The following is a 22715-nucleotide window of genomic DNA, read 5'->3' on the forward strand; positions in this document are numbered from 1 at the left end:
AGACATATGTCAATCGAACATGCTCAAATGCACTCGACCGAAGGTAACTTGCAGGGAGGGAACCGGTGTTGGGGCTGAATCCCCTCCCCCGTTGCACGGAGCGAGCTGGAGGCGATGGCGTCGTGCGGTACGAACCTGCGCCGCTGACCCGGCATCTGCGCGTCCACCACGACCGGGGACACACGGTGCTGGAGTTCCGCGGCGAGATCGACATCGCCGCGGCCGAGGAGATCGTCCCGCATCTGGACCGGGCGACCGCCCGGCCGGACGCCCGGATCGTGATCGACCTGACCCATGTCGAGTTCTTCGACCTCTCGGGACTGCGTCTGCTGTACCGGGCCCGGCTCCGGCTCGCGGACGGAACCGGCCGGCTGTGCCTGGTGTGCGCCCACCCGCTGACCCTGCGCATGCTGCGGATCACCGGCACGTCCCGGCTGCTGCACCCCTGGCCGACCCTCGACGCGGCCCTGGAACAGCCGGAGGCCACGTCCGGCCCGCTGTGACCTCCTGGTCCACGGCCCGACCCCCGCCGTGCGCCCCCTCCGTGCTCCCGGTGCGGTCCACCGTTCCCCGACTCCCCGGTCTGTCACGGGAACTGAGGGGCATTCGGTCAGGAGGAAGGAGGGCCGTCGCCATGACGACTCCAGTCAAACCACTGGCCGCACGCGTACCCGGGTGGGTGAAGGTGCTGGCCGCGGTGGTGCTGCTGCTCGCCGTGCTGTTCGCCGGGCTCCGGCTGAGCGTGCTGCCGGGCCTGAAGGACCTGTTCGGCACCGAGACCGAGGACCGCTCCGGACCCGCGCTCCTGGAGTCCATCCAGGACATCAGCCGCTACGACGCGGCCTCCGGGAACTTCCAGGTGGTGGTGGACCTGGAGAAGGACACGAAGTTCCTGCCGGACGCCGTCCGCGGCAGCCGCACGCTGTACGTGGGCGCGGGCACCGTGGACGCCTATGTCGACCTGGGACAGCTGGACAAGGACGACGTACGGGTGAACGACGACCGTACGTCGGCGACCCTGCGGCTGCCCCACGCCCGCCTGGGCACACCGGCCCTCGACCCCGAGCGTTCCTACGCCGTGTCCAAGCAGCGCGGGCTGTTCGACCGGCTCGGCGACCTCTTCTCGGACAACCCCAACAGCGAACAGGCCGTGCAGAAGCTCGCCGTGCGCCATATCGGCGACGCGGCGAAGGAGAGCGGGCTCACGGCCCGGGCCGAGACCAACACCACGGAGATGCTGGAGGGGCTGCTGCGCTCCCTGGGGTTCAAGGAGGTGCGGGTCGGCTATGGCGACTGACCGGCACCGGCGGGGGTAAGCGCCGTACCACACAAGCAAGTTGACGACTGGAGGACCGAATGGCCCGGGCCGCCCCACATCCGCGTTCCCTGTTGCGCCGACGTCCGCGAAAGTCCGGGCGCGGCGCCCCGGAGGACGGCCGGGGGCGTCCGCTCCCGCTGCTGCCGCGGCTGCTGGCGATGGTGTGCGCGTTCCTCTTCATGGTCGCCTTCGCGGCGGTCCTGGCCCGGCTCACGCTGCACCCCTCCCCCGCCTCGGAGGCGCTGACCCATACGAATCTGCGTCCGGGCCGCTCGCTGCGGGCCTATCTGGACCAGCCCGCGCTGCGCGACGCCGTACGCCAGATCGGCGGGAACATCCTGCTCGGTGTGCCCTTCGGGGTGCTCGCGCCGGTCGTCGCCCCGCGCACGCGCGGATTCCTGCGGGTGCTGGTACTGACGGCCGTCGTGATGCTGCTGGTGGAGTTCGCGCAGGGCGCCCTGGTCACCGGACGCGCTTTCGACGTCGACGACGTCATCCTGAACACCGGCGGGGCGCTCCTCGGCTATCTGCTCCTGGGGCGGCGCCTGAGCCGTGCCGTGCACGCGCGGCGGCCCAGGACCTGACGTCAGGCCTGGGGCCGTTCGTTCTGCTTCTGGGGGGTCCGCGGGGTGCGGCGCGAGGTCCAGGTGAACTTGTCGCCGCCCACCCAGCGGACCACGTCGGGATCGTCCAGGTCGTGGACCGTGATCCCGAACGCCGCGGCGGCGAGCAGCACGTCGGTGACGTTCCTGGCCTCGCCGACCATCTGTCCGTCGATCTCCACGATCCGGAACGGCGGGGTCGTGGGCTGGACCCCGAGGACCGTGATCCGCGGTTGCGACATGTACGGACTCGCACTTTCGGTCATGTCTTCGAGGGTAGAGCCGAAACGGCGTGAACGGCACGGACACGACATCCGCGAGCGCCCCGCCGTGCGCCCGTACGCCCGCTGGGCAACCCTGGAGCGAGGAGGTGGCGATGGAACCCCTCGAGGCGCTGGACAGGATCGCCTTTCTGCTGGAACGGTCCCTGGCGCCCACGTACCGCGTCCGGGCCTTCCGCACCGCCGCGCGTGCGCTGGCGGAGCTGGGCGGGGAACAGGTGCGCGAGCGGTCGGCGGCCGGAACACTGGAGACGCTCAAGGGGGTCGGTCCGAAGAGCGCGCAGGTGGTGCGGGAGGCACTGGCCGAGGAGGTACCCGGCTATCTGCGGAAGCTGGAGGAGGAGGCGGACCGGGAGCCCGGGGGCCGGGCGGGGCGGGAGCTGCGGGAGCTGCTGCGCGGGGACTGCCATCTGCACTCCGACTGGTCGGACGGCGGCAGCCCGATCGAGGAGATGGGCCGTACCGCGGCCCGGATCGGCCACGAGTGGGCCGTACTCACGGACCACTCGCCTCGGCTGACCGTGGCGCGGGGCCTTTCGGCCGACCGGCTGCGCGAGCAGCTGGAGGTGGTGGCGGAGCTCAACGGGACCTGGGCGCCGTTCAGGCTGCTGACCGGCATCGAGTGCGACATCCTCGAGGACGGCTCCCTCGACCAGGAACCCCAGCTGCTGGAGCTGCTGGACGTCGTGGTGGTGTCCGTGCACTCCAAGCTGCGCATGGACGCCCGGTCGATGACCCGCCGCATGGTCGCCGCCGTACGTGACCCGCACTCCGACGTCCTCGGGCACTGCACCGGCCGGCTGCTGACCGGGCGCGGCCGGCCGGAGTCGGAGTTCGACGCGGACGAGGTGTTCGCCGCGTGCGCCGAGACCGGTACCGCCGTGGAGATCAACAGCCGGCCCGAGCGGCTCGACCCGCCGCGCCGGCTGCTGCGCCGGGCGGTGGCGGCCGGTGTGCTCTTCTCCGTCGACACCGACGCGCACGCGCCGGGCCAGCTGGACTGGCAGATCCTCGGATGCGCCCGCGCGCAGGAGTGCGGGGTGCCGCCCGAACGGGTGGTGACCACATGGTCGCGGCAGGACCTGCTGGCCTGGACCCGGGAGCGGAAGGTGCCCTCCGGAGTGACAGGCGGCTGAGGTGGTACCCGTATCGCTCCGAGGACCCCGAGGAGAGGACAGGTATGGAGCGGGCGGCCGTGTTCGACGTCGACGGCACGCTGGTCGACACCAACCATCTGCATGTGACGGCCTGGTGGGAGGCCTTCCGCCAGGCGGGGCACCGGGTTCCGATGCACGCCGTCCACCGGGCCGTGGGGCTGCCCTCCTCCGACCTGGTCGCCCGGCTGCTGGGCGAGGACCGGGACACCGACCGCGACGAGGAGCTGAGCGCCGCGCACAAGACGCTGTACGGGCAGTGGTTCGACCGGCTGCCGGCGTTCGCCGACGCGGGCCGGCTGCTGAAGCGGCTGCACCGCGACGGCTGGACGGTGGTCCTCGCCACCTCGGCCGGCGGCACCGAGCTGAGCGCGCTGCGCCGGGCGATCGACGCGGACGAGGCGATCGCCGCGACGGCGAGCGCCGACGACGTCGAGGAGGGCAAGCCCGCGCCGGAACCCGTCGAGCACGCCCTCGAGCTGGCCGGGGTGTCCGCGGAGCGGGCGGTGTTCGTCGGTGACACGGTGTGGGACATGCGGGCGGGTGACAGGGCCGGGGTGCGTTGCGTGGGCGTACTGTGCGGCGGTATTCCGCGGGCCGACCTGGTGGAGGCCGGCGCGGACGCGGTCTACGACGACCCGGCGCACCTCCTGGCGTCCCTGTCGGAGGGTCCCCTGGCATGAGGGTCCGGGCGGACGGGACACCCGCTGGGCATGGTGTCCGTGCGGAATGAGACGGGGCGGCGTGACGACGTCGGCCGGGTGGCTGCGTCGGCGCGGGTGCGGGAGGCCGTGCGCTGGGATGTGCGGTCCGTCGGCCGGGCGGCCCGGGCCGCGTGGCGGGGCCCCGGTCGGGAGCGGGATCTGCTGGTCCAGTCGCTGAAGGCCGCCGCGGCGGCGCTGCTGGCGTGGCTGCTGGCCCAGGTGTGGCTCGGCGACCCGATGGCCCTGATGGCGCCCTGGGTGGCGCTGGTGCTGGTGCAGGCCACGGTCTACAGCTCGCTGTTGCAGGCGGCACGGCAGTTCACCGCGATCTGTGTGGGGGCGCTCGTGGCGTCCGGGGCGCAGGCCGTCACCGGTGACATCACGGGCGCCCTGGCGCTGTCCGTGCCGGTGCTGGTGCTGCTCTCGAACTGGCCGCGCTTCGGTGACCAGGGCATCTACGCCGCCACCACGGCAGTCTTCACGCTCGCCACGGGCACGTTCGGCGCGCTGGAGGTGGGGCACCGGCTGGGGCAGGCGGCGCTCGGCGCGGTCATCGGGGTCGCCGTCAACGCGCTGGTACTGCCGCCGATCCATCTGCGGGACGTACGGGAGAACCTCGCGGCGCTCGCCCGCGAGGCCGGTGACGTGCTGCACGCCGTCGCCGCGGATCTGCGCGACGGCGAGTGGGACGCGGGGACCGCCGCCGGACGGCTCGCCGCCGCGGCACGGCTGCAGGACCGGCTGGAGGCGCTGCGCTCGGCCCGCGGCTGGAGCAGGGAGAGCCTGCGGCTGACCTCGGGCGCCCTGCGCGCCGTGCACCGGGCGCCGACCGTCGCGCTGCCGCCGGAGCGGGAGGACGAACGGTTCGGCCGCGTCACCGGACATGTCACCGCGCTGACCCGCACGCTCGTGGTGGCCGCCGACGAGGAACGCACCCCTGCCACGCCGGACGCGGCGGTGCTGGGCTGCTACGCGGAGCTGCTGGCGCTGCTCGGCGACGCCTGCCGCGCGGAGGCGGACCGGCTGCTGCACGGCGGCACGCCCGTGGACGCCCTCCTGGACGAGCGGACCGAGGCCGTGATGCGTGACCTGCACGGGAAGCTCCAGGAGAACCTGCGCGCCCAGGCCGGTGAGGGTGCCGCGCGCACGGCCGTCCTGGGCACACTGGTGCTTCAGGCCGAGAATCTGTGGGCCGACCTCGACGGCGGCACACGGGGCCGGTGACACACGTCACGCAGGTCGCCGACCGTACGCGGAACACCCGGGGACGGGTCTCCGTTGAACAGAACGTGGGTGCGGACGGGACAGTGTCCCCGGGCCTCACCATCCGCCCACAGGGACGATCGTTCGGCTGAAGCCCTGTGGAGCCTTTCGCCGAGAGGCGACCGCCGTCCGCGCCCACCTTGAGCCGCCCCGGCCGTGATTCCCCCGTCGCGGCCGGGGCTTCCCTCTGTCCGCAGCGGGTTTCACCGGCTCTCGCGGAGGTACTCGCGTGGGCTCGCGTACGTATGAAGGGAGAGCGCCGTGACCGACCACCGCCTCGAAGGCCCCGGTGAGAACGGCGCCGGAGTCCCCCGAGATCTGCCCGACCAGCAGGCCGGCCCCGGCGAGGACCCCTGGGAGGTCGCGCCCGCCGTCGCGGAACGGGAGAGCGAGAGGAAGACCGGCGGCGCGGACGAACCGGACGACACCGCATCGGACGTCCCCGACACGGACGAGGCCGGCACAGGCCGCCAGGGCGACCCGCACCCGGCATCCCCCAACCCGGACCACCCGGTTCCGGACGAGTCCTCCGCGTGAGGAGCCGTCCTACCGAGGGGTGCGGTCCCGAAGGGCCGTGTGCCAGGCGGGGGGCGGGGACTGGGGGCCGGGGTCGGGACGACGGCCGCCCCGGGTGAAGAAGTCGGCGAGGGGAAGGATCGCGGCGCCCACGGTGACCGCGTCGGGGCCGAGACGGCCCAGTTCGATCGTGACCTTCTCCGCCGGATGACGCAGCGCGTACGACAGCGCGTGCTTGCGTACGGCGGGCAGGAAGCGGGAGCCGAGCTGGAGGCCGGCCCAGCCGCCCATCAGGATGCGCTCCGGCTGGAAGAGGTTGATCAGGTCGGACAGGCCGGCGCCCAGGTACTCGGCGGTCTCCTCGAGGACGGCGAGCGCGACCGGGTCGGGGGCGGCCTCGCCGGCCGGGTAGGCGGCGGCGAGCATCGCCGTCAGCGCCGTCTCCTCGTCCGTGTCCCCGGGCACGGCGCCGCCCTCCTCGCGCCAGCGCGCGAGCAGCGACTCGGCGCCCGCGTACGCCTCCAGACAGCCGAGCGCGCCGCAGCGGCAGCGGCGCCCCCTCACCCGTACGGTCAGATGTCCCCACTCGACGGCCCGGCCGTGTTCCACCTCGGGCGTGACGAGGCAGGCGCCGACGCCGGAGCCGAAGAGCACCACGAGGGCGTTGCGGGCGCCGCGTCCGGCACCGAACCACATCTCGGCCTGGCCGAGGGTCTTGGCGCCGTTGTCGATGAAGTACGGCACCGTCTCGGGCAGCAGGGACTCGGCCCGCAGCAGCGCCTCCAGGGGGATGGCGTCCCAGCCGATGGTCTGGCCGTGCACGACGGCGCCCCGGTCGGGGGTGTGCTCGACGATGCCGGGGACACCGATGCCGACGCCGAGCAGCCGCTCGGGGGCGAGGCCCGCGCCGGCGAGCACCTCGGCGATCCCGGAGCGGATGTGGTCGACGATGACCTCGACCTCGTAGCGCTGCTGCTCCAGCGGGAGCTCCGCGCGGGCGAGCTCGGTGAGGGTCAGGTCGAACAGTTCGACGCGGACCCGGGTCTCCCCCACGTCGACGCCGATCATGTGGCCGCTGAGCGGTGCCACCCGCAGCAGGGTGCGGGGGCGGCCGCCGTCGGAGTCGACGCTGCCCGCCTCCTCCACCAGGCCGTCGGCGACCAGGTCGGCGACGACATTGCTGACGGAGCCGGAGCTGAGCCCGGTCGCGGGGCCGAGTTCGAACCGGCTCAGCGGGCCGTCGAAGTACAGCCGCTGCAGCACGGCCGTACGGTTGGCCCGCCTGAGATCGCGCACCGTGCGCCCGTTCCGCCCCGCCATGTGGCTCCTTCCAAGACCCTGCCCGACCTGCAACATACCGCCGGGGACCGACCGGGCGCGACTTTCTCCCACCCTTATTTCATGATGTGAACTAACAGAGCCGGCCGATTTCGTCCAGCGCGGCGTCCAGCTCCGGGGCGACGGTGTCCCGGACCCAGCGCACGTGGTCCCCTCCGGCCGCGCGCGGAACGGTCTCGATCAGCATGATCAGGTAGAGGTAGGCGCGGTAGAGGGCGAGGCGGGCGAGGGCCGCCCGGTCGAACACGGCCCGCCCTCCGGCCTCCGCGTAGCCGGCGAGGAACGCGTCGTCCGTCCTGATGTCGCCGAGCAGGGCGAGGGAGACGAGATCGGCGAGGGGGTCGCCCCAGAACATGCGCTCCCCGTCGATGAGCCCGCCGATCCGGGCCTCCCCCGCGGCCGTGCGCTCCACCAGGATGTTGCCCGGCCACAGGTCGAAGTGGACGAGCACGGGCACGGTGACCTCGTCGAGCGCCCCGGCGGCGGTACGGAGCACGGCGGCGACCTCGTCGGCCGGGCGGGGCAGCCAGGCCCCGTAGTACCGGGCGTCGGCGAGCACGGCGTCGGTCATCGCGGTGAACGCGGTGCGCCAGGCGGGGGCGAGCGGGCCGAGGGCGCCGGACGGGTAGCCGAACGCCGGTCCGGCGACCCGGTGCAGCCGGGCAACCTGACGGCCGAGCTCGGTGCGCAGAGCGGCCCGCTCCGCGCCGGCCGGCGCCACCTGCGTCCAGGGCTCGCCCGGGCAGGCGGTCATCAGCAGATACGGCACGGAGCCGTCCCCGTCGAGGGCGACGGCGTGCGGGGCGGCCACCCGGGCCTCGGCGGCGCCGGCGCAGAAGTCCGCCTCGGCGACGAGCAGTCGGCGTTCGTACCGCAGGCCGGGGGTGGCGGCCGCGGGCGGGATCTTCAGCACATAGCGGCTGCCGTCGGTCAGGCGGAGCTCCTCGACGGTGTTGTAGGTGCCTCCGCTCATCGGCCGTACGCCGGTGAGCGCACCGGACGGCAGTCCCGCCTCCATGAGCACCCGGCGGGCCCGCTCCCAGGAGTCCCCCATCGTCCGTACCCCTCCCTCTCGGCGACTGCCGTACAGCGTACGGAAGGGCGCGGTGTGCGGTCCCGGGAAAAATCGCTGGCTCCCGCCGGCGCCGGATCCCTACCCTGAACCAGAAACCTAGACCCCCTAGGTTTCGAAACAATCCACCGGAGACGCCCCCATGAGAGCACTCACCGAGCAGGACATCCGCGGTTCGTTCATCAACTGCTCGAAGGGTGCGGCCAAGCGGCTGGCTGTGCCGCGTGACCTGGGCGAACGCGCCTGGGACGATCTCGATTTCCTGGGCTGGCGCGATCCCGGAGCGCCCGACCGCAGCTATCTCGTCACCGAGCGGGAGGACCGTCTCGTCGGGGTGGCCATGCGCTTCCAGCCCGCCCAGCGGGGGTTTCTGCACCGCAGCATGTGCTCCCTGTGCCTGACCACGCATCCGCGCGGCGGTGTCGCCCTGATGACCGCGCGCAAGGCGGGCCCGGCCGGGCGTGAGGGCAACTCGGTCGGCGCCTACATGTGCACCGATCTCGCCTGTTCCCTGTACCTGCGCGGGAAGAAGGTCCCGGAGAGCGGGGGCCGCTTCGAGGAGAGCCTCACCGTGGAGGAGCAGATCGCCCGCACCAGGGGCCATCTGTTCGCCTTCCTCGACAAGCTGTAGACCCGGCCGGCCTGTCCCCCGGGCGACTGCCGTACCCGGTGAACACGTTCGACGTGTCCGGGGAGGGGGAAGCGTCGGAGGATGCGAGTGGTACGTGAGATGACCGCGCCGGCCGTCCGGTTCGTCAAGCTGCACCGGGACCCGGTGGCCGTGCAGACGGTGCGGTCGTCGGCGGCGGCGACGGTCGCCTACGCCATCGCGACCCGGCTCAGTCCGGAGGCCGCGCCGCTGACCGCCCCCCTGACCGCCCTGCTCGTCGTCCAGGTCACCCTGTACTCCACGCTCACCACCGGGATGCGCCGGGTGAACTCCGTGGTGACCGGTGTCGTCGTGGCCATCCTCTTCAGTCTCCTGGTGGGTCTGACCTGGTGGAGTCTGGGTCTGCTCATCCTGGCGTCGCTGATCATCGGCCATCTGGTGCGGGTGGACGAGTTCGTGCCCGAGGTGGCGATCAGCGCGATGCTGGTGCTCGGGGTGACCACGCACGGGGACACCGCCTGGGCCCGGATCGTGGAGACACTGATCGGGGCGGTCGTCGGGATGGCGTTCAATCTGCTGCTGGCGCCGCCCGTGTGGGTGGAGGAGGCCGGCGAGTCCATCGAGGAGCTGGCCCGGCGGGTGCGGCAGCTGATGCTGCGGATCGGCGAGGAGGCGGCGGGCCGTACGCCCCCGGACCGGGCGGCGGCCCGGCTGCACGAGGCACGGCGGCTGGACCACGACATCGTCGAGGTGGACGCGGACCTCAGACAGGCGGAGGACAGCCTGCGGCTCAATCCGCGGGTCCGTGAGGGCCTGCTGCACCGGGTGGTGCTGCGTACCGGGCTGGACACGCTGGAGATCTGCACGGTGGTACTGCGGGTGCTGGCGCGCACGCTCACCGACCTGGCCAAGGAGCGCGAGGGGCAGCGGCTGTTCGATCCCGAGACGGGCGCCGCGTTCGAGGAACTGCTGGCCGAGATCGCGGACGGCGTGGTCAGCTTCGCGGTGCTGGTGACCACGAGCGTGAGCGCGAACGCCGAGTCGGCGGAGGAGCGGCTCGCCGCCCAGCTGCGGCAGGCGGCCGCCACCCGTGACCGGCTGGCCCGGCTGCTCTTCGAGCAGGCCCGGCGCGACGCCCGTCAGTGGCAGTTGCTGGGCGCCGTACTGACCGAGGTCAACCGCATCCTCGACGAGATGGACACCGAGCACCGCACGCGCCGGCTGTTCGAGGAGCTGGACCGGCACTCGCAGGAGCAGCGCCGGCGGCTGCCGCGGCTCACCCGCCTGGGGGACCGGCTGCGCCGCAGGCGCGGCGGCGGCGCCTCCCACCGCTCCGCATGATCTGCGCGCGGGACCGGCCCCTCCGGGTCACGCCTCGCCGTCGGCGCGCTGCCGCTGCAGCGGGCGGCGGCAGGAGGCGGCGCTCGCCTGGGCGAGCAGTACGTGCATGCGCTCGGTGAGCTGGGAGACGTCGTCCGCCGGCGCGTGGAACGGCAGCCGTACGTCACCGCCGGACCGCACGCGTTCGATGCGCAGGGTCAGTCCGTGCCGGTCGACGGCGAGCGGCTGGACCCGGACCGCGCCGTGCAGACTGCCGTGGTCGACCAGACGGGTCAGCCGCTCCACGGCGTCGGCGTGGCAGTCGGCCAGATGGCTCAGCAGCCGGGCCTCGGCGGTGGCGAGCGGGTCGGGCGCGGCGGCGGTGAACTCGTCGGCGTCGACCACCACGGCGCCGGCCGACTGCCGGAGCACCACGCGCGTGGGCCGGAGGACGAGGTGCCCGTCCCGCACGGTGAACCAGCCGGCCACCCACAGCCGGGCGCGGATCCTGTTGCGCAGGGGGACGGGGGCGACGTCGGCGAACTCCAGCACGGCGGACGGCTCGCCGCGGGGCGCGCAGATCGCGGCGGCGAGCAGGGCGCTGTCCTCGGGCACATGCAGCAGCACCTCTCCGTCGTCGGTCACGCTGTGCGTGCCGACGAGTTCCTCCCGGGTGCCCTCCGCGTTCACCGCGCAGGACCACGCGGCGGCGAGCACCGAGCGGGCCCGTTCCGCCGCACCGGGCGCGGCCGTCCAGCCGTGCGTGTCGTCAGCCATCCCCGAACCTCCTCTTAGGTAAGCCTTGCCTAACTTATAGGAGATCGGGGTGTGCGCCAACCGGATGGCGCGACTTTGAGACCGGTCTCAGGGCGCGAGAACACCCAGCAGGGCACGCACGCACAGGTCGCGCACCTGCTCGCGGTCCAGCCCCGAGCCGCGCAGCCACTCCAGACAGACGGCGGTGGTGAAGGCCAGCCAGCCGCGCACGGCGAGCCGGGTGTCCGGCCGGGTCTCGAGGACCGGACCGAACTCGGGGTCCCGGGCGAGCGCCGCCAGGATCTGCCGTTCCTGCGCGGCCAGCGCCCGCTGGTAGACCCGGCGCACCGCCCGGTCCCCCGCCGCGTCGGCGCGGTGGAAGGCGCGATAGCCGTGCGCGTGGGCCTCGACGTACCCCAGATACGTGTCGAGACCCGCCGCCAACTGCTCGCGCACCGGGACGCCGGGGACCGCCGTCGTCATCCGGAGCATCCGCTCGCTCTCCCGCTCCACCACCGCCGCGAAGAAGTCACGCTTGGTCGGGAAGTAGTGGTACAGCAGTCCGCGCGACACCCCGGCGATCTCGGCGACCTGCTCGATCCACACCTCGTCGTAGGGGCTCTCCGAGAACAGCCGAGCACCGACCGACAGAAGCTGCTCCCGGCGCTCCTCGGTACTGAGCCTGCGCCGTGTGCGCCCGCCCTGGTTCACGGCCATTCCCGCACTGTACTTGACGCCCGTTCAGCCGCCGGACCAGACTGAACCGCCTTATTGAACTCACGTACAACACGTGGATTCGCCGGGTCGAAGGGGATGGCGTCATGGCGGAGACGACGACACGGGCCGTACCGCCGAAGGGGTTCCGCAGCGCGGAGCGGGGCTGGCCGGAGCTGTACCGCATCCCCCGGCCGCCGTACCGGCTGCCGCTGCTCGGCGATCTGGTCGGGGCGAGCAGGGCGACGCCCCTGCAGGACTCGCTGAAGTACGCCCGCCGGCTGGGCCCGATCTTCCGGCGGAGCGCGTTCGGCAAGGAGTTCGTGTTCACCTGGGGCGCGGATCTGGTGGCCGATCTGGCCGACGAGTCACGGTTCGCCAAGCATGTGGGGCTGGGGATCGCCAATCTGCGGCCGGTCGCGGGCGACGGGCTGTTCACCGCGTACAACCACGAACCGAACTGGCAGCTGGCGCACGATGTGCTGGCGCCCGGGTTCAGCCGGGAGGCGATGGCCGGGTACCACCCGATGATGCTGTCGGTGGCGGAGCGGCTGACGGAGCACTGGGACCTCGCCGCGGCCGGGGAGCGGTCGGTGGACGTGCCCGGGGACATGACCAAGCTGACGCTGGAGACGATCGCGCGGACCGGGTTCGGGCACGACTTCGGGTCCTTCGAACGGGCGCGTCCGCATCCGTTCGTCTCCGCGATGGTCGGCACGCTGAGTCATGCGCAGCGGCTGAACAGTGTGCCGGGGCCGCTGGCTCCGCTGCTGCTGCGCCGCGCGGGGCGGCGGAACGTGGCCGACATCGCGCTTCTCGAGCGCATAGTCGACGGGGTGGTGCGGGAGCGGCGGGTTTCCGGCGGTGGGGACGGGGATCTGCTGGACCGGATGCTGGAGACCGCGCATCCAAAGACCGGGGAGCGGTTGTCGGCGGAGAACGTGCGGCGGCAGGTGATCACGTTTCTGGTGGCGGGGCACGAGACGACGTCGGGCGCGCTGTCGTTCGCGCTGCACTATCTGTCGCTGCGGCCCGATGTCGCCGAGCGTGCGCGTGCGGAGGTGGACCGGGTGTGGGGGGACGTGGCGGCGCCGGGGTACGAGCAGGTGGCGAAGCTGCGGTATGTGCGGCGGGTGCTGGACGAGACGTTGCGGCTGTGGCCGACCGCGCCGGCGTTCGCCCGGGAGGCTGTTCGGGACACGGTGCTGGGGGGTGTGCATCCGATGCGGCGGGGGGCCTGGACGTTGGTGTTGACGCCGATGCTGCACCGGGATCCGGGGGTGTGGGGGGCGGACGCGGAGGAGTTCGATCCGGACCGGTTCGAGGCGGGGGCGGTTCGGGGGCGGCCGGCACATGTGTTCAAGCCGTTCGGGACGGGGGCGCGGGCGTGTATCGGGCGGCAGTTCGCGTTGCATGAGGCGGTGTTGGTGCTGGGGTTGTTGCTGCGGCGTTATGAGCTGCGGGCCGAACCCGGGTATCGGTTGCGGGTGGCCGAGCGGTTGACGTTCATGCCGGAGGGGTTGCGGGTGTGGTTGGAGCGGCGGGGGTGAGTGGGGGGTAGGGCCTTGCGGGGTGCGGGGCGTGCCGCCCGGCGCTCGCGGGGTGCCGGCACGTTGGTGTGGGCCGGGGGTGTCCGCGCCGCCCGGCACCGGCGGGGTGCGGCCCGTTGGGGGCTGGCCGGGGGTGGGGTTGCGCGGCCCGGCACCGGCGGGGTGCCGTCGCGCCCACCCGTGCCGCCCCAGCGGCACGACTGCCCGCGGGAGGGCGGCTGGGTGCGGGGGTGCCTCTATGTCCTTCGTCAAGCCGAGCTGGTCATGCGACGGCTGCTTCGGGGGTGCGGGGTTCGTAGAAGGTGCCGTCGCGGAGCATGGCGAACAGGACGCTGATGCGGTGGCGGGCGAGGCGGAGGAGGGCCTGGGTGTGGGCCTTTCCCCGGGACCGGCATTTGTCGTAGTAGGTGCGGGAGGCGGGGTCGTGCAGGGCGGCGAACGCGGAGAGGAACATGGCCCGTTCGAGCTGCCGGTTTCCGCCTCTGGGTGAGTGTTCGCCGTGGATCGAGGTCCCCGAGGACTTCGTGGCTGGGGCAAGTCCGGCGTAGGAGGCGAGGTGGGCGCCGTTGGGGAAGCTGGTGCCGTCGCCGACGGTGACCACCAGCACGGCGGCGGTCCTGACCGCGACCCCCCGGCATCGAGGTCAGGACCTGGGAAAGAGGGTGCTCCTCCAGCAGGCCTTTGATCTGGGCTTCCAGAGCCCGGCGCTGTTCGTGAACGGCAGCCAGGGAGCGGGTCAGGGACGGGACCACGACGTCGAGGGTGCCGGTCCCGGGAACGACGACGGTCTGTTCGTCGAGCGCGTCGAAGACCTCGTCGATCAATCGGGAGGCCATGCGCGGGGCCTTGGGCCGGATCACTTCGAGGAGTCTGCGGCGGCCGGCTTTCCGCAGGGCAGCCGGGGAGCCGTAGCGTTCCAGCAGCCACGTGACGGCGGGGTGGTCCAGGCGGGGGCCGAGGACGCGTTCTAGCGAGGGGTGGAACTGGGTGAGCAGGCCGCGTATCCGGTTGGAGGTGCGGATGGCCTCGGCCGCGAGGTCCTGGTCGAAGCCGACCAGCACGGTCAGCTCGGCAGTGATCTCGTCGGTGAGCTCAAGCGAGCGCAGTGTGTGCGGCATCGTCCGGGCGGCGTCGGCGATGACCGCGGCGTCCTTCGCATCGGTCTTCGCCTCGCCCGGGTAGAGATCGGCGATCCGGCGCATTGCGAGTCCGGGAAGGCAGACGACCATGCAGCCGGCGTCCCGTGCGACGGTGAGCGGGAGGGCGCCGATGGAGGCGGGCTGGTCCACGATCACCAGGACGGTGCCGAACTTGGCGGTCAGCTTGTCGAAGACGGCCCGCAGTTTCGGCTCGCTGTTGGGTAACTGCTTGTCGAGGACCTTCTTCCCGGCCGGGGTGAGCCCATGGCCGTGATGGGTGCTCCTGCCAACGTCCAAGCCGAGGAACACGCCCACGTCTTCGGTGTCGAACATCTCGCCTTCCAGGTCAGTTGAGCGTGCTGGCCTTGGCGGCGGTGTCGTACGCGCGCATCCACGTTATGCAGACCTGCCCCCCGCGAGCTGTCCGGCATTGCGCCGGACCGGGCAGTGGCCGGACCGGGAAGGTGCTGGGCCAGCCGTGGGTCAGCACGATCAGCAGGGCGCCCGGTCGCTCGCCGTTGAACCGGAGGTAATGGACGGGCGTGCCGCCGATGACGGCCGTGTGGTGCGGCAGGGCGTTGATCCGTGCCGCGTGGGTGCGCCAGTCATAGCCTGTGGCCCAGTACTCCGCAAGGCGGCGCACCTCAGTGGTGTCGGCGCCCGCTTCCCAGCCATCGACGGGCCACCGGGTGGCGCGCAGCCGCGCGCGCAGGTCTTCGAGTTCCGCATCGGTCACAGCGATCAGCGGCGGGTGGTCGGTCATGTGCCTCTCCTGGTCGTGCTCACGTGCTGGTCGTGCGACAGCGCCTGGACCTGGTCGACGCCGTCGCCGGCCCGCGCCGGCTTGCGGTCACCGCGTGGCGGTGGCCAGTGCCGCGCGGATGACGTCGTCGCCGGCGGGCCGGCCCTTCTCGTTCGAGTACGGCCCATAAGGGGTGCCCCAGACCGGCGTGCCCGTCGCCTGCCGCCAGTCGTCGGCCAGCGGTCCCGCGTCCACCACGCCGTACCCGATGGAGTCGATGAAGTCGGTGACCGCCGCCTTCGCCGGCGCCGAGTCCGCGGCGATCGGCAGGTACGACCGGTCGGCCACCCCCGCCGGGCGGGCGAATGACAGCAGGTGCTTGAAGTAGATGGTGTTGAACGCTTTCACGAGTCCGGCGTCCGGGACGTAGCGCAGCAGCAGTTCGCTCGAGGTGAGCGACCCACTGTCGAGCTCGGGGATGTGCCCGTCACGCTCGGGGCCGTAGTTGCACGTGTCGATGACCGTCTTTCCCACCAGTGGCGCGGCGGGAAGGTCGGGGAAGGCCGTGACCGGCACCGTGACCACGACGATGTCACCGGCCGCCGCGGCTTCCTCGCTCGTCGCCGCGGAGGCCCTCGGACCCAGCCTCGCGACCGTGTCCGCGAGCGTCCCGGGACCGCGCGAGTTGCTGAGCACGACCTGATTTCCGGCCTCGACGGCGAGCCGCGCGATGGTGCTGCCGATGGATCCGCTTCCGATGAATCCCACAGTCGTCATGTTCTCGGCGTCCTTCCGCGCCCTGCTGTCAGCAGCACCCGGCCCTCGCGCAGCCACCCCGCCGCCGCGTCGAACAACGCCTTCGGCCCGTCCCCCGTCGTCGCGGAAGGTGGCCCACTGGCAGGTGCCGGGTGACGGCACGGCGTGGGGCGAGTTCTGCGGTGCGTGGAATGCGTCGGATCGTGGCCGTGCACGCGGCGTGCACCCCACCGCCGCCTTCGACGCGGTCTTCGTCGGCTAGGGCATCACCGTCACACGACGCCCCGACTGGAACCGAGGAGGTCGTCCGTGAACCAACCCGCCCGGCTCACCGGGCGAAGCCGTGGCGCTCCGACCAGCGTGTTCAAGGTTCATGCAAGGTTCCCCGAAGGCCGGACGGGCAGGATCGTCGCTGCCCGGACAGACACGAACGGACTTGAGGAGTGAGTGTGATGCGCGTGAAGAGAGCATCAGCAGTGTTGGCGGCCACAATGCTCGCGGGCGCGGGGCTTGCGGTCGTCCCGGCGACGACAGCTGCGGCACAGGACATCTATACCACCTGTGGCCCGAAGATCAGCGTTTCGTCGGGCATGTCCAATGTGAGCACGGTGGATCAGGACTATTTCGGCTACAGGGCGGACGACGCCAGCACGCTGAAGCTGAACAGAGGTAACAAAGCCGGCTACGGCCAGGCGGGCGTGTACTGGGCGAAGATTCAGACCGGCAGGTATGCGGACACGCTGCCGACGGGTGCCACGGTCGAGCTCTGGTGGAGCGACTACGACCCGAACGACAGCGCGAACCGGTGCGTCGCCTCCGTGGGAAGCGGCAAGACGTATGCCTATACGACGGGTATCAACTCCGTATATTCCTCGGCGAGTCCCTGGGGAAGCCGGGTGTTCTCGGCATGCGGGCACACGCACACCACCAACAGGGCGGTTCCCGATAAGTGCTTCGGCTGGTACGTCTCGTACTAGCCGGTTTCCAGCCGAATCGGCCTGGACGGTCGGGGCGCTAGGGCCTGTCGTTGTCTCTCTTGCCCCGCCGTGGGCAGTGCCGTAAACCGGGGAGTACTGGTGCTTTCCTCTCGTTACGTCAAGGCTGGACTAGTTCTCGCCACGCTCATGGCCGCCGTTGCCTGCAACACCGGCAGTCCGGTCCCTGCTCCAGCCAAGGAGCCGCGTCTGGTGACCGGTGTCACGCATCCCATGGCCCTGGGGGACTTCGTCACCGTCGCCGACACGTACATTGGGTCATGGCGCCATCGGCAGACGCTGACCCAGGCGGAAAACGTCCTGGTCCGGAATTGCATGCGCCGGAAGGGACTTGATTGGGAGGTCGACCCGGTCAGGCAGGTACGCGTCACGCTGCAAGCCTGGGATCTGGGGCATCTCGACCCCGTCCTCACCAACGAATTCGGCTATCACCCGCCGGAGCTGGAGAAGGATCTCGCTGCTTCGGTCGGTGAGCGGCCGGTTCCCCGGAAACTGACTCCCGCCCAGGCCGCGGCCTATACGGGTGGGTCCGAGGCCCCTTCGCGGTCCCCCGCGCCCCGTGCCTCTGGCGGGTGCTCGGCCGAGGCTTCGCGGGCCCTGAGCAAAGGCGCCCCGCAGGCCGCGGATGCAGTCGCGGTGGATCTGGCCAACCAGGACGGAGAACAGGCCCTGAGAGACAGCCGGGTCGTCCAGGTCACCCGGGAGTGGAGTGCTTGCATGCGCGCGAAAGGGTTCCGATACACCAGCCCTTACGACGCCCGTGACGACGCAAGGTGGACTGGGCGGCATGTGACGACCGCCGAGCTGGCCACGGCCCGCGCAGACCTCGCGTGCCGTCAGAAGGTCAACTATGCGGGCGTGCGCCTGGCGGTTCTCAACGCTTATGAACAGGCGTCCGTCAGCGCACGCAGGTCGCTGTTCGACTCTCTTGAGGAGAGGCTGCGCGTGCGGCTCCGCAATGCCGCCGATGTCCTGAACGGAACTGCCAGCACGCCGTAAACGCCCGCAGCACACAAGTGATCGCCTGGTCGTCGACGGTCACCTAAGCACCGCTCTGTCCGCGCTCCGTCTCGCGCCGTTCGGTGGAGGGGTCAGTGATGTTCGTACGTAGAAGAGGCACCTTTTCCCGTCGGGGGCTGTTCCGGTTCATGGCAGCCGCCGTGTCGGCGGTCATGTTGATCACAGCGTTTCCGTCCGTCGCGGCGGGGGCTGTCGCGGGTGTCTCGTCCCGCGCCCCGACGCGAGAGGCGCCAGGCCAGGCGCGCATACAGCCGAACGAGCGCGACGACATCCTGGGAGCGGGATGGCGGACGTCCGAGGACCGGGCTTGGACGACCTCCGGGGACGCCAGGGGCCTGCATATCCTGGTCGCCAACGCCCGGAGCGGTTACGGCTGGTGGACCGCGGCTACTCTGTCGGAACCCGGGTTCGAAACCGACCAGTGGATCGGCAATGCGTGCCTCACGGGGTCCGGCCGCCGCGTGGTCGTCGCGTATGCACCACGGTCCTTCACCAACCGCGCTGAGCTGTTCTCTCGCGGCGCGTTCACCGCGACAGTGGACCTGGAGACAGGAACGGTCACCAAACTTCCCGTCCTGTCGACTCTCGCGTACTACAGTCCCGGCTGCGGGGCCGACGAGGCGGCCGTGGTGACACAGGAAGGCCAGGAAGGTGAGTCCAGGACGCGGCTGATCCGCGTGGACGCCGAGTCCGCCAGGACCGCGGCCCCCGTTACGGTGACCGGTCAGGTGACCTCCGCCGTGCCAGTGAGGAACGGCATCGTGGCGGCGGACGTCAACCGGCTCGTACGCATCGACGCCAAGGGCAAACGGTCCGCACTCGTACGGACCGCTTCCATCCCTTTCAAACTGGTGGCCGGTTCCGACGACGGCATCACCTACCTCGACCGCCAACGGAACACTGCGCTGGTGCGGCATCTGGCGGGCACCACGGAGGCAGGACGAAGGGTCACAACGGTCGCGACCGGAAGGCTCGCCGACGTGGATCTGACTGCGGGCGCGCGGGGAACGGCGTATGTGACCGGAAGGACGAGAGCCACGGCGAAGGCACCGTCCGCCGTGCACGTGGTCGACGCGCCGAAAGGCTCCAGACCTTCCAGCGGTGACATGTCCCTGATCGTAGCCACCGCACGGGCCGGGCAGCAGGATCCCCGAGTCGCCGACCCGCACTCCGACACCTCCAAGGCCGTCAACGTGCGCATACATGTCATGGCGACCGGCAAGAACGCACGCTTCACCGTGATTCCCGGTGCCGACGTCCTGGACGCGTCCGGGTCCGGGCGAGCCAGCCACCCGAAGCTCAAGCCGCTTCCGGGCGCGTCCCAGCGGAGTGAAGCAGCACCCAAAAGTGCGGTGGGCACGACCGATCAGGTAGCCGGTTCCTCTTCGAATCCTGTGGAGGAGGAACGGACCTGCGCGGTGCCACGCAACGATCCGCGCAATCAGGCGTTGCAGCCCAAGCCTCGGCAAGTGGAGTGGGCCGTGGACCAAGCAGTACGCAAGGTGCTCACGGTGCAGCGCGAGGCCAACTGGAAGGGCCTGGGTATGCCCGCCTACACACCGCAGGGTCTCTTCCCGCCCGTTGAGCTGAACGGCGGCGGTTTCGTGCCGGCACAGATCATGCTGGGCATCACCAGCCAGGAGTCGAACCTGTGGCAGGCGACGGGACGTGCCATGCCCGGAGTGACCGGCAACCCCCTGATCGGCAACTTCTACGGCCGAGACGTCTACAACTTCAGTGAGACCGACGACTGGGACATCCGTTGGGACGAGGCCGACTGCGGCTACGGCATCATGCAGGTCACGGACAGGATGCGCTTGGCCGGCAGGGAGCGGCCCGGGGAGGTCGCGCTGCCGTACCAGACACAGCGCGCGGTGGCCCTGGACTTCGCGGCGAACATCGCTGCGGGCTTGCAGATCCTGCAACGGAAGTGGAACGAGACCCGCCAAGCCGGTCTGGTGATCAACAACGGTCAGCCGCAGTACCTGGAGAACTGGTACTTCGCGATCTGGGCCTACAACTCGGGCTTCTACCCCGACAAGGGCGACGGGTCCCCGTGGGGGGTCGGCTGGCATAACAACCCGGCCAACCCGCACTACCCGGCCAACCGGTCCTCGTTCCTGGACAAGTCGATGGCCGACGCCGCCCATCCACAGGACTGGCCCTACCAGGAGAAGGTGCTCGGCTTCGCCGGACACCCCATGGAGCTGCCCGAGGCGCCGAACAAGTACGTGGTGGCCTATCGGCCCGCCTGGTGGCCGGGTGACGCGGCCTCCAGCCCCATCAACCGCACCCTGGTCCAACCGCCGCCGACCACGTTCTGCGACGCGAGCAACGACTGTGTGCCCGGTGGCTCCTACACCCCCGACGCCGGGGATGTCGTCGGCGAGCCGGCCGGTCCCTGCGCGCACAAGGACGCGCAAGGGAAATACGACCTGCGGTGCTGGTACCACGGCCCGAAGGCCTGGAAGAGCGACTGCTCCGCCCAGTGCGGGCGTGAACTCCTGCGGTTCGATCCCGGTTACGCCTACCAGACCGATGGCGCGTCCTATCCGCCGTACTGCAGTACCTCCGGCGTCCCCTCCAACGCCATCCTGATCGACAACGTCGGCGACGACGTGCCCTCGATCAGACCAGACTGCCCCCGCACATGGTCGAACGGCGGGGCGTTCACGCTGGACTTCGGCGCCGACCCGGCAGGACTGCGACCGTCGAAGATCGACTTCCATCAGTTCGGCTCGGGGTTCGGCGGTCACTTCTGGTCCGCCCACACCCGCGGGCCCAACTACCTGCCCGAGGGCTACGAAGAACGGCTCAAGGTCTCCGGGACCTGGAAACCCGCCCAGCCGATCCAGGGATGGACACGGATCAAGGTCTTCATCCCGGAGACAGGGGCCTGGACGCGACAAGCCACCTACATCATCCATCTGGGCAACGGGCGCAGCCGCCACCGGGTCGTCAACCAGGCCAAGCAGGCCAACGGCTGGGTCGATCTCGGTGTGTTCCCGCTGTCTGGCCCGGCCGGCTTGTCGCTGAGCACCGAAACTCCCGACGGCCGGGGCGACGACAGCATCGTCTTCGACGCGGCCCAGTTCATCCCCACCTCGAAACCCTCCGCCTTCTATGTGGCGATGGGCGATTCGTACTCCTCTGGAGAGGGGCTGGCGCCCTATCAGCCGGAGAGCGACTACGAACGCTCCAACGGCCAGGAGAACAGGTGTCATCGATCGCAGACCGCTGCCTACCCCACCCAGGTGAAGCTGCCCGGGCATACGAAGACGATCGCGCAGGAGGCCGCCGAAGGCACAGCCAGCTTCGCCTTCATAGCCTGCTCGGGCGCCCGGACGACGGACATCACCACGACGTCGTACAACGTGCCGCCCCTGCCGGAGGACTCGGCGGGTCACACCGACTGGGAGGACACCGGGCTCAGCTCGTCCACGGAGAACGGCGAGCTGCCCCAGGTCGACCAGGGCTACCTGGACGAGGACACCTCTTTGGTGACCGTGACGGCGGGCGGCAACGACGTGCGCTTCGCCGAGGTCATGCGCAGCTGCACCCTCTCACTCGACCACTGCTTCAGCGACACCCACAAACTGACCCGTGACAACGGAGCGGTCGACCCTGAGCCACTGCGGTCGTACGAGAAGTGGCTGATCCGTGAACGTCTCCCCACCCACCTCAAGGCGACCTACCAAGCCATCCACGACAAGGCGCCCAACGCACAGATCATCGCCCTGGGTTACCCACAGTTGTTTCCCGACCGCCCCGGCGATCCGACAGGAACATGCGTGGGGATCACCCCCGACGAGCAGCATTTCCTCAACGTCCTCGCCGAACTTCTCAACATCACCATTACCAAGGCAGTGGATGAACTCCATGGGCAGGGAATCAACATCACCTTCGTCAACGCCACCCAGCGATGGAGGGAAGGCGTCAGCAAGTGGCCCTGCACCAGCTGGACCCAGGACTACAGGTGGTCAAATCCCGGCATGCTCGACGGCACAACCGTAGACCCTGCCAGCTTCCACCCCACCGCTCTCGGACAGGAACAACTCGCTGACCTGGTCAGCACACAGCTGCGAGGCCCGAGCACTCCGGCCGCCGTCCAACAACGCATCCTCAACTACGTGGCCAGCCGCCCAACCGGTATCGAGAAGTGGACCGTAACCCCGGACCAGGCGCTCACGGCCGCACGGCTCTGCCTTGACTACACTCGCAGGGGCGGCGTAGTCGGCGATCCGTGCATGACCAACCAGATCCTGTTCGTCACGACGCACGACGCTGCCGGCGCGGCCATCAACGACGCGGAAGCAATGGACAAGAACCCCCTGTGGGTTCAACAGAACTACGCTAGTACAGACAACAAGAGTAATGTCGTCAAGACGCGGAGCTGGATGGACAACCAGCCCTACCAGCCGAATCCATGTCCAGTACCCCGAGGCACGACCACCCACCAATGCGACGAGTTCCCCTTCTACACGAGCGAACTCGGGGCGGTCTGGGACAAGATTGACGGATACGAGGTCGTGCGGGGAGGGACACGCTATCCGTCGGAGAGTTCAACCCAGTTGAAAATGATCCCCAGTGGTGAGAATCGGCGAGAGGGCACCGTTCTCTCAAACATGCTCACCGTTTGCCGGACGATGACCTCCGGCACCTATGCGGAGATCGGTAGTACGGGATACTGGAACACCACGTCGATCGGCTCTCCGTACCTGACAGTCCCCATCAACACGCACGGCCAGGAGGTCGAGCCACAGACCTTCTACGTCTGCTGAGCTGGTCGTCAAGCTCGCCATCATCGACATACGGAGTCGAGGAGTTGTTCGGCGTCGAGTGCGGCCCCCTTCCCGCGAGTAACC

The 22715-nt window shown here is 70.5% G+C and carries 20 protein-coding genes and 1 pseudogene; 13 read left to right on the top strand and 8 right to left on the bottom strand.

The window, feature by feature from the left end:
* Positions 1-122 precede the first annotated feature (122 nt).
* The 3 genes from ACGFR9_RS26840 (at position 123) to ACGFR9_RS26850 (ending at position 1902) form a co-directional block, all read left to right on the top strand.
* Positions 123-503, top strand: coding sequence for an anti-sigma factor antagonist (locus ACGFR9_RS26840; RefSeq protein ID WP_393212940.1), 381 nt, complete (start codon positions 123-125; stop codon positions 501-503).
* 131 nt (positions 504-634) lie between these two features.
* The gene (locus ACGFR9_RS26845; protein WP_393212942.1) at positions 635-1297 is read left to right on the top strand and encodes a DUF4230 domain-containing protein; all 663 of its coding nucleotides are present in this window, start codon (positions 635-637) and stop codon (positions 1295-1297) included.
* Between the two features lie 59 nt (positions 1298-1356).
* Positions 1357-1902, top strand: coding sequence for a VanZ family protein (locus ACGFR9_RS26850; RefSeq protein WP_393212944.1), 546 nt, complete (start codon positions 1357-1359; stop codon positions 1900-1902).
* A gap of 2 nt (positions 1903-1904) precedes the next feature.
* On the opposite strand, the gene ACGFR9_RS26855 is transcribed toward ACGFR9_RS26850, so the two are convergent.
* A complete protein-coding gene (locus ACGFR9_RS26855; protein WP_393212946.1) occupies positions 1905-2186 on the bottom strand; it encodes a hypothetical protein in 282 nt (93 codons plus the stop codon).
* A gap of 110 nt (positions 2187-2296) precedes the next feature.
* On the opposite strand from ACGFR9_RS26855, the gene ACGFR9_RS26860 reads away from it, so the two are divergent.
* The 4 genes from ACGFR9_RS26860 to ACGFR9_RS26875 all read left to right on the top strand — a co-directional run bounded on the left by ACGFR9_RS26860 (position 2297) and on the right by ACGFR9_RS26875 (position 5859).
* Positions 2297-3337 (top strand): PHP domain-containing protein, encoded by a 1041-nt coding sequence (locus tag ACGFR9_RS26860; protein ID WP_393212948.1) that lies wholly within the window; start codon positions 2297-2299, stop codon positions 3335-3337.
* 44 nt (positions 3338-3381) lie between these two features.
* The gene (locus tag ACGFR9_RS26865) at positions 3382-4038 is read left to right on the top strand and encodes an HAD family hydrolase (RefSeq protein WP_393212950.1); all 657 of its coding nucleotides are present in this window, start codon (positions 3382-3384) and stop codon (positions 4036-4038) included.
* 30 nt (positions 4039-4068) lie between these two features.
* A complete protein-coding gene (locus ACGFR9_RS26870) occupies positions 4069-5283 on the top strand; it encodes an aromatic acid exporter family protein (RefSeq protein ID WP_393212952.1) in 1215 nt (404 codons plus the stop codon).
* A 300-nt stretch (positions 5284-5583) separates the two neighbouring features.
* Positions 5584-5859, top strand: a complete 276-nt coding sequence (locus tag ACGFR9_RS26875) for a hypothetical protein (protein ID WP_393212954.1) — start codon at positions 5584-5586, stop codon at positions 5857-5859.
* 9 nt (positions 5860-5868) lie between these two features.
* Here ACGFR9_RS26875 and ACGFR9_RS26880 read toward each other — a convergent pair whose 3' ends face one another.
* Positions 5869-7158: an ROK family protein gene (locus ACGFR9_RS26880; RefSeq protein WP_393212956.1), complete on the bottom strand. Its 1290-nt coding sequence runs from the start codon at positions 7156-7158 to the stop codon at positions 5869-5871.
* 91 nt (positions 7159-7249) lie between these two features.
* Positions 7250-8230 carry a phosphotransferase family protein gene (locus tag ACGFR9_RS26885; RefSeq protein WP_393212958.1) on the bottom strand — a complete coding sequence of 327 codons (981 nt, stop codon included), beginning with the start codon at positions 8228-8230 and terminating at the stop codon, positions 7250-7252.
* A 160-nt stretch (positions 8231-8390) separates the two neighbouring features.
* Between ACGFR9_RS26885 and ACGFR9_RS26890 the strand changes: the two genes are divergently transcribed.
* Both ACGFR9_RS26890 and ACGFR9_RS26895 read left to right on the top strand, forming a co-directional pair.
* Entirely contained in the window at positions 8391-8879 is a 489-nt protein-coding gene (locus ACGFR9_RS26890) for an FBP domain-containing protein (RefSeq protein WP_393212960.1), read from the top strand.
* A gap of 81 nt (positions 8880-8960) precedes the next feature.
* Entirely contained in the window at positions 8961-10199 is a 1239-nt protein-coding gene (locus ACGFR9_RS26895) for an aromatic acid exporter family protein (protein ID WP_393212962.1), read from the top strand.
* Positions 10200-10226: 27 nt separating this feature from the next.
* On the opposite strand, the gene ACGFR9_RS26900 is transcribed toward ACGFR9_RS26895, so the two are convergent.
* On the bottom strand, positions 10227-10955 hold the full coding sequence (locus ACGFR9_RS26900) for a DUF2470 domain-containing protein (protein ID WP_393212964.1): 729 nt from the start codon (positions 10953-10955) through the stop codon (positions 10227-10229).
* An 87-nt stretch (positions 10956-11042) separates the two neighbouring features.
* The gene (locus ACGFR9_RS26905; protein WP_393212966.1) at positions 11043-11651 is read right to left on the bottom strand and encodes a TetR/AcrR family transcriptional regulator; all 609 of its coding nucleotides are present in this window, start codon (positions 11649-11651) and stop codon (positions 11043-11045) included.
* Between the two features lie 104 nt (positions 11652-11755).
* On the opposite strand from ACGFR9_RS26905, the gene ACGFR9_RS26910 reads away from it, so the two are divergent.
* Positions 11756-13198 carry a cytochrome P450 gene (locus ACGFR9_RS26910; protein WP_393212968.1) on the top strand — a complete coding sequence of 481 codons (1443 nt, stop codon included), beginning with the start codon at positions 11756-11758 and terminating at the stop codon, positions 13196-13198.
* 262 nt (positions 13199-13460) lie between these two features.
* Here ACGFR9_RS26910 and ACGFR9_RS26915 read toward each other — a convergent pair.
* The 3 genes and pseudogenes from ACGFR9_RS26915 to ACGFR9_RS26925 all read right to left on the bottom strand — a co-directional run bounded on the left by ACGFR9_RS26915 (position 13461) and on the right by ACGFR9_RS26925 (position 15847).
* Positions 13461-14670, bottom strand: a pseudogene (locus ACGFR9_RS26915) (IS110 family transposase).
* A gap of 13 nt (positions 14671-14683) precedes the next feature.
* Positions 14684-15100 (bottom strand): epoxide hydrolase N-terminal domain-containing protein, encoded by a 417-nt coding sequence (locus ACGFR9_RS26920; protein WP_393212970.1) that lies wholly within the window; start codon positions 15098-15100, stop codon positions 14684-14686.
* Between the two features lie 87 nt (positions 15101-15187).
* Complete coding sequence (locus tag ACGFR9_RS26925; RefSeq protein WP_393213140.1) at positions 15188-15847, bottom strand: NADPH-dependent F420 reductase; 660 nt, start codon at positions 15845-15847, stop codon at positions 15188-15190.
* A gap of 440 nt (positions 15848-16287) precedes the next feature.
* Here ACGFR9_RS26925 and ACGFR9_RS26930 point away from each other — a divergent pair, with 440 nt between their 5' ends.
* The 3 genes from ACGFR9_RS26930 to ACGFR9_RS26940 all read left to right on the top strand — a co-directional run bounded on the left by ACGFR9_RS26930 (position 16288) and on the right by ACGFR9_RS26940 (position 22631).
* On the top strand, positions 16288-16812 hold the full coding sequence (locus tag ACGFR9_RS26930; protein WP_393212972.1) for a hypothetical protein: 525 nt from the start codon (positions 16288-16290) through the stop codon (positions 16810-16812).
* Positions 16813-17022: 210 nt separating this feature from the next.
* Positions 17023-17829 carry a hypothetical protein gene (locus tag ACGFR9_RS26935; protein ID WP_393212973.1) on the top strand — a complete coding sequence of 269 codons (807 nt, stop codon included), beginning with the start codon at positions 17023-17025 and terminating at the stop codon, positions 17827-17829.
* 149 nt (positions 17830-17978) lie between these two features.
* The gene (locus ACGFR9_RS26940; protein WP_393212974.1) at positions 17979-22631 is read left to right on the top strand and encodes a hypothetical protein; all 4653 of its coding nucleotides are present in this window, start codon (positions 17979-17981) and stop codon (positions 22629-22631) included.
* The last annotated feature ends 84 nt before the right edge of the window (positions 22632-22715 follow it).

The organism is Streptomyces sp. NPDC048584 (genome assembly GCF_043199595.1).
GTDB classification, from domain to species: domain Bacteria; phylum Actinomycetota; class Actinomycetes; order Streptomycetales; family Streptomycetaceae; genus Streptomyces; species Streptomyces edwardsiae.